Origin of the sequence: Pseudomonas sp. DE0010 (genome assembly GCF_007680745.1) — a bacterium.
GTDB classification, from domain to species: domain Bacteria; phylum Pseudomonadota; class Gammaproteobacteria; order Pseudomonadales; family Pseudomonadaceae; genus Aquipseudomonas; species Aquipseudomonas parafulva_B.
Genome location: NZ_VEJQ01000005.1, coordinates 55894 through 68685, shown reverse-complemented (window position 1 = coordinate 68685; position 12792 = coordinate 55894). Strand labels below are relative to the sequence as shown.

The 12792-nt window shown below is 62.6% G+C and carries 11 protein-coding genes; 4 read left to right on the top strand and 7 right to left on the bottom strand.

From position 1 onward, the window contains the following. Positions 1-92: 92 nt before the first annotated feature. The 5 genes from FS767_RS05575 to nicC all read right to left on the bottom strand — a co-directional run bounded on the left by FS767_RS05575 (position 93) and on the right by nicC (position 4992). Complete coding sequence (locus tag FS767_RS05575; RefSeq protein WP_144964504.1) at positions 93-1406, bottom strand: MFS transporter; 1314 nt, start codon at positions 1404-1406, stop codon at positions 93-95. 211 nt (positions 1407-1617) lie between these two features. After that, a complete protein-coding gene (locus tag FS767_RS05570) occupies positions 1618-2259 on the bottom strand; it encodes an N-carbamoylsarcosine amidohydrolase (protein WP_144964503.1) in 642 nt (213 codons plus the stop codon). Between the two features lie 15 nt (positions 2260-2274). Further along, on the bottom strand, positions 2275-3027 hold the full coding sequence (locus tag FS767_RS05565) for an Asp/Glu racemase (protein ID WP_058603431.1): 753 nt from the start codon (positions 3025-3027) through the stop codon (positions 2275-2277). Positions 3028-3040: 13 nt separating this feature from the next. Further along, positions 3041-3847 carry an N-formylmaleamate deformylase gene (nicD, locus tag FS767_RS05560; protein WP_144964502.1) on the bottom strand — a complete coding sequence of 269 codons (807 nt, stop codon included), beginning with the start codon at positions 3845-3847 and terminating at the stop codon, positions 3041-3043. Next, entirely contained in the window at positions 3844-4992 is a 1149-nt protein-coding gene (gene nicC / locus FS767_RS05555; protein ID WP_058637900.1) for a 6-hydroxynicotinate 3-monooxygenase, read from the bottom strand. Before nicC ends, nicD begins: the two co-directional genes overlap by 4 nt. Positions 4993-5318: 326 nt before the next feature. On the opposite strand from nicC, the gene FS767_RS05550 reads away from it, so the two are divergent. The 4 genes from FS767_RS05550 to FS767_RS05535 all read left to right on the top strand — a co-directional run bounded on the left by FS767_RS05550 (position 5319) and on the right by FS767_RS05535 (position 11149). Beyond that, the gene (locus FS767_RS05550; RefSeq protein ID WP_028686518.1) at positions 5319-6371 is read left to right on the top strand and encodes a 2,5-dihydroxypyridine 5,6-dioxygenase; all 1053 of its coding nucleotides are present in this window, start codon (positions 5319-5321) and stop codon (positions 6369-6371) included. 69 nt (positions 6372-6440) lie between these two features. Then, the gene (locus tag FS767_RS05545; RefSeq protein WP_144964501.1) at positions 6441-6917 is read left to right on the top strand and encodes a MarR family winged helix-turn-helix transcriptional regulator; all 477 of its coding nucleotides are present in this window, start codon (positions 6441-6443) and stop codon (positions 6915-6917) included. Between the two features lie 198 nt (positions 6918-7115). Then, positions 7116-7589 carry a (2Fe-2S)-binding protein gene (locus FS767_RS05540; RefSeq protein ID WP_144964500.1) on the top strand — a complete coding sequence of 158 codons (474 nt, stop codon included), beginning with the start codon at positions 7116-7118 and terminating at the stop codon, positions 7587-7589. Further along, positions 7586-11149, top strand: coding sequence for a molybdopterin cofactor-binding domain-containing protein (locus FS767_RS05535; RefSeq protein ID WP_144964499.1), 3564 nt, complete (start codon positions 7586-7588; stop codon positions 11147-11149). The genes FS767_RS05540 and FS767_RS05535 overlap by 4 nt, the downstream gene beginning before the upstream one ends. A gap of 2 nt (positions 11150-11151) precedes the next feature. Here the strand turns inward: FS767_RS05535 and FS767_RS05530 are convergent, their stop codons facing one another. Beyond that, entirely contained in the window at positions 11152-11790 is a 639-nt protein-coding gene (locus tag FS767_RS05530; RefSeq protein ID WP_058603438.1) for a TetR family transcriptional regulator, read from the bottom strand. A 357-nt stretch (positions 11791-12147) separates the two neighbouring features. Continuing rightward, positions 12148-12792 carry a 3-isopropylmalate dehydratase small subunit gene (gene leuD, locus FS767_RS05525; protein WP_144964498.1) on the bottom strand — a complete coding sequence of 215 codons (645 nt, stop codon included), beginning with the start codon at positions 12790-12792 and terminating at the stop codon, positions 12148-12150.

Below are 12792 nucleotides of genomic sequence, written 5' to 3'. Positions count from 1 at the left end.
ACAGACGTCCGCCGACGTGCAGATTGCATTGAGAATGGGTGGGCAGGCCGGCACCGGCCCGCCTGCCCTACCGGGCGTGAAGCGCCGGACCGCTAGCGGTTTACCAGCTTCGCTGGCAGGGCGATGACCAGGAAGCAACTCAGGAGCAGGCAGCCCGCGAACACCCACAGCGCCGCGTGGGAAGTGCCGGTCCAGTCGGTGACCAGGCCCATCAGCGAGTTGCTGACCAGCCCGGCGATGTTGGCCACCGAGCAGGCCAGGGCAAACCCGGTGGCGGCCGCGGTCCCTTTGAGGAAGGTCGCCGGCAGGCTGAAGAACACCGGCACCGCACCAATGATCGCGGCCGAGGCGACTGCGAACAGGAATACGGTCATGACCAGGTTCTGGCTGAACAACGTGCTACTGGCCATGGCGATGGCGCCGATGATGAAGGGGACGATGATGTGCCAACGACGCTCACGGTGACGGTCGGAGCTGGCGCCGATCATCAGCATGCCGGCCAGTGCGGCCAGACTCGGGATGGCAGTGAGCAGGCCGATATGAAACGTGTCGCTCACCCCTGCATCGCGGATGAAGGTCGGCATCCAGAAGCCCATTGCGTAGGCGCTGAGCAGGATCGAGAAATCGATACCGCCAAGCATCCACACCTTGAGGTTGAAGAACCCGTCACGGAAACTGTGCTTGCTGTCCTTGCCCTCTGCATCGTCCGCGGCAAGGTCTGCTGCCAGCTGAGCCTTGTCTTCGCTGGACAACCACTTGGCCTGCTGGAAGTGATTGGGCAAGGCCCAGAAGGTCAGAATGCCGAGCAGCACGCTGGGGATCGCCTCCAGCAAAAACAGCCACTGCCAGCCATGCAGGCCATGCACCTGATCGAAATGCCCCATGATCCACCCCGAGATCGGTCCACCAATCACGCTCGACAGCGGCAGCCCGATCATGAACAGGGCAATGATGCGCCCACGCCGGTACGTGGGGTACCACATGGTCAGGTAGAACAGCACCCCTGGCAAAAAGCCTGCTTCGGCAGCCCCGAGCAGGAACCGCAGGATATAGAACTGGGTGGTGGTGCTGACGAACATGGTGCACGCCGACAACAGCCCCCAGGTGATCATGATGCGGGCGATCCACAGCTTGGCGCCGACGCGCTGCAGGATCAGGTTGCTGGGGACCTCGAAAATGATGTAGCCGACGAAGAACAGCCCGGCACCCAGGCCATAGGCGGCAGTGCTGAACTGCAGATCCTCGAGCATCTGCAGTTTGGCGAAGCCGACGTTGATACGGTCCAGGTAGGCGGCAAGGTAGCAAAAGCACAGGAAGGGAATGAGCCTCCAGGTGATCTTGCTGTACAGCGCTTTGGTGCCCTGATCGAGGTCGCTATGGACCGTGGTTGCATTCGCAATTGGCATTTCCTGTCTCCTGGCGGGCGACTTTGTGGTTGTTTTTAAGGCCAGCAGTTTTCGACGCACCAGTACCGTCGCGCGCTACACGCGACATGCCCAGGCCACGTCTGAAAAAACCCCGAGTGCTCCTGCGGGGCGACCACCCGGACAGCAGGCGATCATGAACGTGCTTCCGGCACCGTTCCTCGATTGTTATTGGGTAGGCCCCCTGCCGGTGTCAGCCGGTCAATTGCCTGAATTGCGCCATCGCTTCCTGGCGGGAAACCACATCGCCGTACTTACTGTCGATGTCGAACAGGTTGGCGTGGTGCGGGTCATCATGGCGATCACCCACACATTCACGCACCACGATGGTTCGAAAGCCATGCTGCATCGCATCGACCGCGCTGGCGCGGATGCAACCGCTGGTGGAGCAGCCGGCCAAGACCACGGTATCCACCCCTTGGGCGTGCAGCAGCGGCGCCAGGCTGGTGCCGAAGAAAGCGCTGGCGTACTGCTTGCTCAGCACCAACTCCTCCGGCTGTGGGGCAACGGCGTCGCAGAACGCAGCCAGGGGGTTGCCCTCGACCATGTCCTTCATCACCGGCGCCTTGCGCACCCAGACACCGCCATCGACAAAATGCGGAGGCTGGTAGCGGATGTTGGTATGCACCACCAGAATGCCGCAATCGCGGGCTAGCGCCAGCAGGTCTGCGGCCTGTTCCACTGCCGCGACGACGCCTGGGGCGTACAGCGCAGCCCCCGGCGTGGTGTAGCCCTGCATGAAGTCGATCATCAGCAGCGCCGGTGCGCGACCAAAGCCGATACGCTGCCCCCATACACCCTGATAGTTGTCCCGAGCACTTTGTGCCTCGCTCATGTCCACCTCCCGATTTCAATAAGCGCCCGACAGCAAGGCACCGGCACCTGGCACCACCGCTTCCAGGTCCAGCGCCTTGAGCATGGCGTAGGTGGTGGCGATGGCAGCGGTGACCACAGGCTTGCCGGTCTGTGCCTCGACCTTGGCCACAGCCGGCAACGACTGCATCTGCACGCAGGCCGACAAGACCACCACATCCACCCCTTCAAGGTTCATGCCGGCTACGATGCCTGGCAGGTTGGCGGGGTCGTGACGGGCTACGGCCAGGTTGTCGGGGATCTCCAGGGCGCGCCAGTCCTGCACCTCAAAGCCTTCTTCGCGGATGTAGTTCACCACGAGCTCGGTCAGCGGCTTCATGTACGGGGCGACGATGGCGATGCGCTTGGCCTTCATCACATGCAAGGCTTCGACCAGCGCTCCGGCACTGGTGATGACCGGCGCCAGTGCGTCGTTGTCAGCAGTCGCCTGCCTGAGGCGCTGTTCGGATTGCCGGTGATAGCCAAGGCCCATGGCCATGATTGCCACCAGGCAGGCGTAGCCCAGTACATCGACCTTGGCATCGGACAGCTCCAGCGCACAGCGGTCGGACTCGGCATCCATGGCCGCCAGCTCTTCCTTTCTCACCTGCTTCATGCGCATGCGGCTGGAATGAAAGGTAAAGCGCTCCGGGCGGATGGCTTGGCGCGCGTTGAGCATCGCCGGTATCTCGGTTTCCATGGTGGTGTTGGAACTCGGCACGATCTGGCCGATGCGGTATAGCGTGGTCATGTCTGGTGCTCCTTCAGGCAACGGATCGGTCGAGGAAAAGGCCGAATGCGGCAAAGAAACCATCGAGATCGTCCCAGGGGATCATGTGGCCAGCGTTGGCAACCTGTACGACCTGGATGTCTGGCTTGAGCTCACGGATTTCAGCGATGTCGCACGGCTCGATCACCCCGCCGCGCCCAGCCACCATCAACAACGCCGGTTGGCGTACGGCGGGCAGATACTGATGGATGTCCACCTCATGGAAGTCGTCGAAGGCCCGCACGATCGCAGGCTCGTAGCAGGTGTGCAGCCACTCGGCCCTGAGCGCCAGCTGCTCGTCGCTCCAGGTGGCGCAATAGGTGCGCATGTCCTCGCCACTCATACCCAGGCTGGCCTGGCGAATGGAGTCGACATACCAGGGCAGCTTGCTTGGGTAAGCGCGGCGCCCTGGCCCGGATACCGGTGGGTCGACCAGCACCAGCTTCTGCAGGCCTGGCGCGCCGCTGGCAGCGGCACGAATCGCAAACCGTGCGCCCATCGAGTGGCCGATCAGGTGATAACTGTCCAGGCCCAGCGCGGCGGCAAAGGCGGGAATGTCGCTGGCACAGGCATCGGTGCCATAGTCCAGATCAGGGCCACTTGACGACAAACCGCGCCCGCGCACATCCAGCACGTAGGTATCGAAGTGCTGGCCAAGGCGCTCTGCGACAAACCCCCAGGTGATGGCCGGGCTGGTGATCCCCGGCACCACGATCAGCGCATGCCCCTTGCCGCCATAGCGCAGGTAATGCTGACGGATGCCATTGGCACTTACATGACCGCCGTCGAGGAAGGTAGTCATGCGGCCTCCCCGCTCTTGAGCGGCTGGCCATAGAGGTCATAGCCGTATACCCAGGCCGGATCCTCCTGCGTATAGAGCCAAGTGTTGGCATTGGACACCGACTGCACCTGCGAGGCTCGCTCTTTACGGTTGGCCTCGTACAGGGCAAAGGCGGTGCGGTGGTCCGACAAACCGGTCTCCTGCAAGCAGCGGGTCAACATGGCCGCATCCTCGATGGCCATGCAGGCGCCCTGGGCCATGTGCGGTTTCATCGGGTGACAGGCGTCGCCGAGCATCACCAGACGCCCACGGCTCCAGAGCGGCAGCGGGTTGCGGTTGCGCAGCGGCCACTTGGTGATCGATTCGGTGGCATCGATCAGCTTCTGGACGGTGGGGTGATAGCCCTCGAAGGCAGCGCGCATTTCTTCCTGGCTGCTGTCCACGTAGGCGCCCTGGAAGTCCCACGCTTCGTGGGGCACACCGGTCACGAAGTAGTATTCGTCGCGCTTGGCCGTGGTGTAGTAGACCATCATGTGCCGGTCTTCGGACCACCACTTGACGCAGGGCTCGAATGCGTCGGCATGCTGCGCCAGGTTTACCCCACGGATCAGCGCACGGTGCGCCACCCAGCCGCTGTAGTTCGGCGCTTCGGCACCGAGCAATTCTTCGCGGATCTTGGAGTGGATGCCGTCGGCTCCGATGACGATGTCCGCGACCGTGTGGGTGCCATCGGCGAAGTCCAGACGCACCTGATCACCCGCGTCGATGATCTTTTCCAGGCGCTTGCCGAAGTGCACGGTGCCGGGCTTGATGGCGTCGATCTGCAGCGCATGCAAGTCCCCCCGGTGGATGGTGATGTAGGCCGCCCCGTATTCGCGGCGAGCATGCTCACCTAGTGGGATACGCGAGAGGTAATCGCCGCTCTGACCGTCGCGGCTGAACCAGAAGTCCGGGTGCGAGCCCATCAGCTCCAGCTTCTGTTCCAACCCCATCCGCCGAAAGATCTTCATGACGTTGGGGCCGATGTGGATACCGGCACCCAGGCGGGTGAACGCCGGGGCCTGTTCGTACACCTCGACATCGAAGCCGGCCTGCTGCAGCAACGTTGCCGCTGCCGCCCCACCTAAACCCGCGCCGACGATTGCGATTTTTTGGCTTCCCCGCATGGAGAGTCTCCTGTTGTTCTGATGTGTGGCAAGCGGCATGGCCGCGAGCCATTTACAGCGTATACACTTTAAATGGCGCTTAGGAATAGGCTCGTGAAAATATTTTCAAACAGATGATCGAATCTTAAAATGACTAGAACGTTACCAATTAATGGGGCTTTGGGTTGAATGGTAACGCTTGAAAGATCACTTGCGTCGATCCGATGAATGCGCTTTCATCGAATAAGTTATCGTGTACACACTATTGTTTTGCACCATGACAAAGCGTCGGGCACTGCGATGGTGCACCGCTTTATTCCGCCAGAGGCCGTCCAGGAGAACCCACGATGCCGGTGAGCAATGCACAATTGACCCAGATGTTCGAGCACGTACTGAAGCTGTCCCGGGTGGATGACACCCAGAGCGTTGCCGTCCTCAAGAGCCATTACTCCGATCCGCGCACGGTCAACGCCGCGATGGAAGCGGCGCAGCGACTCGGGGCGAAGGTCTACGCCGTGGAATTGCCGGCATTCAATCACCCCACTGCCATGGGCCGTGACATGACCGCCTACTGCGGCGACACGGCACTGACCGGCAACCTCGCGGCGCAGCGCGCACTGGAAGCCGCCGACCTGATCGTCGACACGATGATGCTTCTGCACTCCCCCGAGCAGGAGCAAATTCTCAAGACCGGCACTCGCATTCTGCTGGCGGTGGAACCCGCCGAAGTGCTGGCGCGCATGCTGCCCAACGAGGACGACAAGCGCCGGGTACTGGCTGCCGAAACCCTACTCAAGCAGGCGCGCAGCATGCATGTGCGGTCCAAGGCTGGCAGCGACTTCCATGCACCGCTCGGCCAGTATCCGGCAGTCACCGAGTACGGCTACGCCGACGAGCCAGGGCGTTGGGATCACTGGCCCAGCGGATTCCTGTTCACCTGGCCGAACGAGGACAGCGCCGAGGGCACGCTGGTCCTGGATGTAGGCGACATCATCCTGCCGTTCAAGAACTATTGCCGTGAGCGCATCACGCTCGAGATTGAAAAGGGCTTCATCACCGGCATTCATGGCGGCTTCGAGGCCGAGTACCTGCGCGACTACCTCAAGTACTTCAACGACCCGGAGGTCTACGGCATCTCGCACATCGGCTGGGGCTTGCAACCGCGCGCCCAGTGGACTGCCATGGGCCTGCACGACCGCAACGACGGGATGTGCATGGATGCCCGAGCGTTCTACGGCAACTTCCTGTTCTCCACGGGCCCGAACACCGAAGTGGGCGGCAAGCGCAAGACCCCTTGCCACCTGGACATCCCGCTGCGCAATTGCGATATCTACCTGGACGATCAGGCCGTGGTCATGGCCGGGGACGTGGTCGCGCCCCAGCAATCACTGGCGCGATAACGGTTATACTGGCCGGGCGCTCCGCTATTGGCGGCCGGCCAGCTCCTTTCCACCAGCCCAAGCCCTCCCATGCCGAACAAGACTTCCCCCAGCAGCCCCCTCCACGACACCGCCCCTTACGACGTTACCGAACAGGTGGGCCACTTACTGCGCAAGGCTTACCAGCGGCACACGGCGATCTTCCAGCAGCAGGCGTGCGACCCACAGTTGACCTCCATTCAATTCGTCACCCTGTGCGCCCTGCGCGACCATGGCCCCAGCTCTCAGGCCGAGTTGATCAAGGCCACGGCCGTGGACCAGGCGACCATTCGCGGCATCGTCGAGCGCCTGAAAGCCCGTGAACTGGTACAGCTCGCGCCAGACCCGGGAGACAGGCGCAAGGTGATCGTCACGCTCACCGACAGCGGTGCGGCATTGCTCGATACGATGATCCCTTGCGCCCGGCAGATCAGTGAACTGAGCATGGGCAGCCTCAATGCCGCTGAGCGCGTGGCCATCTTGTACCTGCTGCGCAAAATGATCGACAGCGACGACGGCACGGCCTGAGTCGCACTACGGCTGGACAGCCCCTCTTCTTACGGCCTGCCTGAGCCACCGATTCGGTGAGCTCATTGCCCCTGCCCTGCTCATCCGTATCCCTGGCCTGCTTCTTGCTCATTCATTTCATGTAGTGAGTACTTACCGAAATGCACGCCACCTGTGGGTGCTTCGGTAGCGCAAGTCACCTCCAGAGATGAGCCCATCATGCAAACAACCCTCTGCGTGCAGGTCAACGGCCAGTCGTTCGACGTCGACGCCCCGCCTGAAACGCCCTTGCTGCTGATCCTGCGCAACGACCTGTGCCTGAACGGCCCCAAGTACGGCTGTGGCCTGGGTGAATGCGGCGCGTGTACGGTGATCATCGACGGCGTGGCCGCTCGCTCCTGCATCATCCCCCTGGCCGGGGCCGTCGGCCGCAAGATCACTACCCTCGAAGGGCTGGGCTGCAAGCGTGCGCCGCACCCTGTGCAGCAGGCGTTCATCGACGAGCAGGCAGCCCAATGCGGCTACTGCATGAACGGCATGATCATGACCGCCACGGCCCTGCTCGATCGAATCCCCCAGCCCAGCGATGAGCAGATTCGCAACGAACTGTCCGGCAACCTGTGCCGCTGCGGCACCCACGTCGAAATCCTGCGCGCCGTGCGCCGCGCCGCCGACACCCGGAGGAAAGCATGAACCACTCGCAACAGGTGCCCAGCCGTGACCAACTGCTGGCCAAGACCGGCGTGCTGCTGATCGTCGATCAGATCACCCCGCCTTCCGGCCCGGTGGCCAAGGGTGTAACGCCCGTGGCCCGGGAGCGCGAACTGGCGCTGTTTATCGCCGTCTGCGACGACGGCAGGGTCTATGCCTTCAATGGCCACGTCGACCTGGGTACCGGTATCCGCACCTCGCTGGCGCAGATCGTCGCCGAAGAGTTGAACCTGCGCATGGACCAGGTGCACATGGTGCTGGGCGATACCGAGCGGGCGCCCAACCAAGGCGCGACCATCGCCAGCGCCACCCTGCAGATTTCAGCCGTGCCCTTGCGCAAGGCTGCGGCGACTGCACGCCGTCATTTGCTGCAACGGGCGGCGCTGCGCCTTGGGTGCGAGCCCGCGTCGCTGCGTATCGAAGAAGGCACGGTAATCACCAACGACGGCACCACGCTGAGCTACGCCGAACTGGTAGCGGGTGAAAACCAACGGTTGCACATTGCCGAGGATGCGCCGCTCAAACCCATCGAAGACTACACGTTGGTCGGGCGCAGCACCGCCCGCGTGGACATTCCCGGCAAGGCCACCGGTGAACTGACCTACGTTCACGACATGCGCCTGCCCGACATGCTGCACGGGCGAGTGATTCGTCCGCCCTATGCTGGCCACGACAGCGGCGACTTCGTGGGCAACAGCCTGCTGGCCGTCGATGAATCATCCATTGCCCACGTACCGGGCGTCGTGGCGGTGGTCGTGATCCGCGATTTCGTAGGCGTGATTGCCGAGCGCGAGGAGCAGGCCATCCGGGCTGCTCAGGACCTGAAAATCAGCTGGAAGCCCTTTACCGGCAAGCTGCCCGACCTGAGCGATGTAGCCCAGGCCATCCGCGACAACCCAAGGGTTCAACGCACGGTGCTGGACCAAGGCGATGTCGATGCCGGCCTTGCCAATGCCAGCCAGCGCCTGAGCCGTACCTATTTATGGCCGTATCAGCTGCATGCTTCGATTGGCCCATCGTGCGCGCTGGCCGACTACACGCCTGGGCAGATCCGCGTGTGGTCCGGCACCCAGAACCCACACCTGCTGCGCGCTGATCTGGCCTGGCTGCTGGCCTGCGGCGAGGAGCGCATCGAAATCATCCGCATGGAGGCTGCCGGTTGCTATGGCCGCAACTGCGCCGACGATGTCTGCGCCGACGCCGTGCTGCTGTCGCGCGCCGTGCAACGCCCTGTGCGGGTACAGCTGACCCGCGAGCAGGAACACGCCTGGGAACCCAAGGGCACAGCCCAACTGATGGAGATCGACGGCGGCCTGAACGCCGATGGCAGCGTGGCTGCCTATGACTTCCAGACCAGCTACCCGTCCAACGGCGCGCCTACCTTGGCCCTGCTGCTCACCGGGGCGGTGGAACCAGTACCGGCCCTGTTCGAAATGGGCGACCGCACGTCGATTCCACCGTATGACTACGAGCACATGCGCGTGACCATCAACGATATGACGCCGCTGGTGCGCGCTTCGTGGATGCGCGGCGTATCGGCCATGCCCAACAGCTTTGCCCACGAGTCATATGTCGATGAGCTGGCTTTCGCAGCGGGTGTCGATCCGGTGGAATACCGCCTCAAGCACTTGTCCGACCCACGTGCCATCGACCTGGTCAAGGCTACCGCCGCGCGCGCCGACTGGCAGCCGCATACCCAGCCCATGCAAAGCCAGGGCGAAGGTGACGTGCTGCGTGGGCGCGGCTTTGCCTACGCGCGCTACATCCACAGTAAATTCCCAGGCTTTGGCGCCGCGTGGGCGGCCTGGGTGGCTGACGTAGCCGTTGACCGGCGCACCGGTGAAGTCGCCGTCACCCGTGTGGTGATCGGGCATGACGCCGGGATGATGGTCAACCCCGAGGGCGTGCGCCACCAGATCCACGGCAATGTCATCCAGTCCACCAGCCGGGTGCTCAAGGAGCAAGTCAGTTTCGAAGAGTCGACCGTGGCCAGCAAGGAATGGGGCGGCTACCCGATCCTGACCTTCCCCGAGCTGCCTGCCATCGACGTGATGATGCTGCCGCGTCAGCACGAAGCACCGATGGGCAGCGGCGAATCGGCTTCGGTACCCAGTGCCGCGGCCATTGCCAACGCCATCTTCGACGCCACCGGGATCCGCTTTCGCGAGCTGCCGATCACTGCCGAGCGGGTGCGGGCCGCCCTGGGTGGCGATGGCCAGGGGCCTGGGCCAGCGGCCCCGGCGCAGCCTGCAAGCAAACGCGCCAAGTGGTGGTTCGGCGGCTTGGCCGGGGTGTTGGGCGCAGCCCTGGGCATGCTTGCCACCGCCCTGCCCTGGCGCAGTGAAATCGCACCGGTTACCCCGCCCGGCGCTGGCAGCTGGAGCGCCGCGATGCTCGAACGCGGGCGCCAGGTGGCTGCGGCCGGCGATTGCGCCGTGTGCCATACGGTCAGCGGTGGCAAGGTCAATGCCGGCGGTCTGGCCATGCAGACGCCCTTCGGCACGCTCCACACCACCAACATCACGCCCGATCCGGAAACCGGCATTGGCCGCTGGTCATTCGCCGCCTTCGAACGGGCCATGCGTGAAGGCATCAGCCGTGATGGCCGTCACCTGTATCCCGCATTTCCCTATACCTCGTTCCGCGCCATCAACGATGCCGACATGCAAGCACTGTATGCCTACCTGATGTCGCAGCCTCCGGTACGCCAGCAAGCGCCCACTAACCAGATGCGCTTCCCGTTCAACCAGCGACCGCTGATGGCTGGCTGGAACGCCCTGTTTCTGCAGCGCGGGGAATACCAGCCAGACCCGCAACGCAGCGCTCAGTGGAACCGCGGCGCCTACCTTGTCGACGGCCTCGGCCACTGCACGGCCTGCCATTCACCGCGCAACCTGATGGGCGCCGAGAAAGCTGGCAGCAGCTACCTGGCCGGAGGGATGGTCGATGGCTGGGAAGCACCGGCCCTCAATGCACTGGGCAAATCAACCACCCCGTGGACTGAAGACGAGTTGTTCAACTACCTGAGTACTGGTTTTTCTGAAAAGCATGGGGTGGCGGCAGGCCCCATGGGCCCGGTGGTCAGCGAGCTGGCGACGCTGCCCAAAAGCGACGTGCGTGCCATCGCCCACTACCTCAGCTCACTCGATGGCGAACCTCAGTCGCAGGCGGCCAAGGCCCCGCAGCCGGCTGAAATCCACGTGTCATTGAGCAATGGCGAACGCGTGTTCAAAGGCGCCTGCATGGCCTGCCACAGCGATGGACAGGGGCCGAAACTGTTTGGCGTCAGCCCGTCGATGGCGGTGAACAGCAACGTTCACAGCGAGCTGCCAGACAATCTGCTACGGGTGATACTGCACGGCATCCCTACCCCAGCCACCCGCGACCTGGGCTACATGCCGGGCTTCAAGGGCAGCTTGTCGGACCGCCAGGTAGCCGATCTTGCGGCGTACCTGCGCCAGCGCTTTGCAGGTGACAAGCCCGCCTGGCCAGGGCTCGCCGCCAAGGTCGCGCAGGTGCGCGCCAACCCAGGCAGCCATTGAAGTCACAGGCGCAGGCCGCGCAGGACAAGGTCGCTGATGAAGGCCAACCAGTCGGCCTTGGCCTTGGGGTCAGCCAGGTCCACGGCCAGGAACGAACTGAGCGTGTGGCGGTTGGAGTTGTAGAAATAGCAGAGCGAAGCAATCATCAGGTAGGCGTGGGTAATGTCGATGTCGTCGCGAAACAGGCCCTTCGCCTGGCCCGCGTCGATGATCGGCCGCAGCACGCCAACCGCCTCGCCCGACAAGGCCTTGAGGTTCTGCGACTTGCGCGCATGCTCGCCTTGGTGAAGGTTCTCGGTCGCCAGTAGGGTGACGAATTCGGGGTGTTGCACGTAGTAATCCCAAATGAATGCCACCAGCGTGCGCACCGCCTGTTCAGGGTCGGCCAGGTCCAGTTGCAGCCCGGCTTCGGCCTGGTTGAAGCTGGCATAGATGTGCTCCAGCACACTGATGAACAGCTTTTCCTTGTTGCCGAAGTAGTAATAGATCATTCGGTCGTTGGATTTGGCCAGGGTAGAAATCTGCTCGACGCGCCCACCAGCGAAGCCTTCCCGGCTGAAGACCTGTACGGCCGCCTTGAGGATGTTGTCTCGGGTGCGGTCGGCCTGTTGGGCACGGATACCGGTTTTGCGCGTTTGCATGGAAGTCCCTGTGGGCTGGGCAGAGGGTTCACACTGCCATAGATGGTACTCAATGCGCGAGTTTACGGGCGGGCTCAAAAGGATGAGCGAAGTGGCGAAAGGCGCGGAGCTGGGTTGGGCACACTGCAGTGCAGCAGGCGGCCGAGCGTGCAAGTGAACCCCTGAACGGTCTCGCCATAGACGGTGGTTGCCTCGATAGAGCCCTGACAGTTCAGAGCCCTGTTGACAGAGGCCATGACGACTGACTTGAAGTCGGAAAATTGCAGTTGATCGATGTAGCCGATCAATCAGCATGGCTTACTGCCTGCAAAAAACCTCCCCCCGTGCTGCGCACGGAAGGAGACAGAGATCGCAGGTCTAGATGCGTCCGAACAGCCACGGCTCCAAGGCCATCCGTTCGTTCTCGAACGCCTGTATAAGGTCCGACTGGAGTAGCGTCATACCCACCTCGTCCAACCCGTTTAGCAAGCAGTGCTTTCGAAACGGATCCAGATCGAACGCGATGTGTTCCCCCCGTTCATCGGTGATCGTCTGCTGTTCCAGGTCGATTTCCAGTTGATGATGGGGTCGGTCTTCAACTGCGGCGAACAAACTGTCGATTGTGGTCGGGTCCAGGATGATGGGCAGAATGCCGTTTTTGAAACAGTTACCGTAAAAGATCTCGGCAAAACTTGGAGCAATGATGGCCCTGATACCCCAATCGTGCAAAGCCCAGGGCGCATGTTCACGACTGGAACCACAACCAAAATTGTCCCGTGTCAGCAGGATGCCTGCGCCTTCATAGCGAGGCTGATTCAACGGGAAGCTCAAGTTGAGTGGCCTTTGGCTGCAGTCCTGATAGGGCTGCCCATGGTCAAGGTAACGCCACTCATCAAACAGGTGCTGACCAAAGCCTGTGCGCTCGATGATCATCAGGAACTGCTTGGGCAGAATGGCGTCAGTGTCCACATTGGCACGATCCAACGGCACGACTTTGCTTTTCAGATTAGTGAAGGCTTGCAT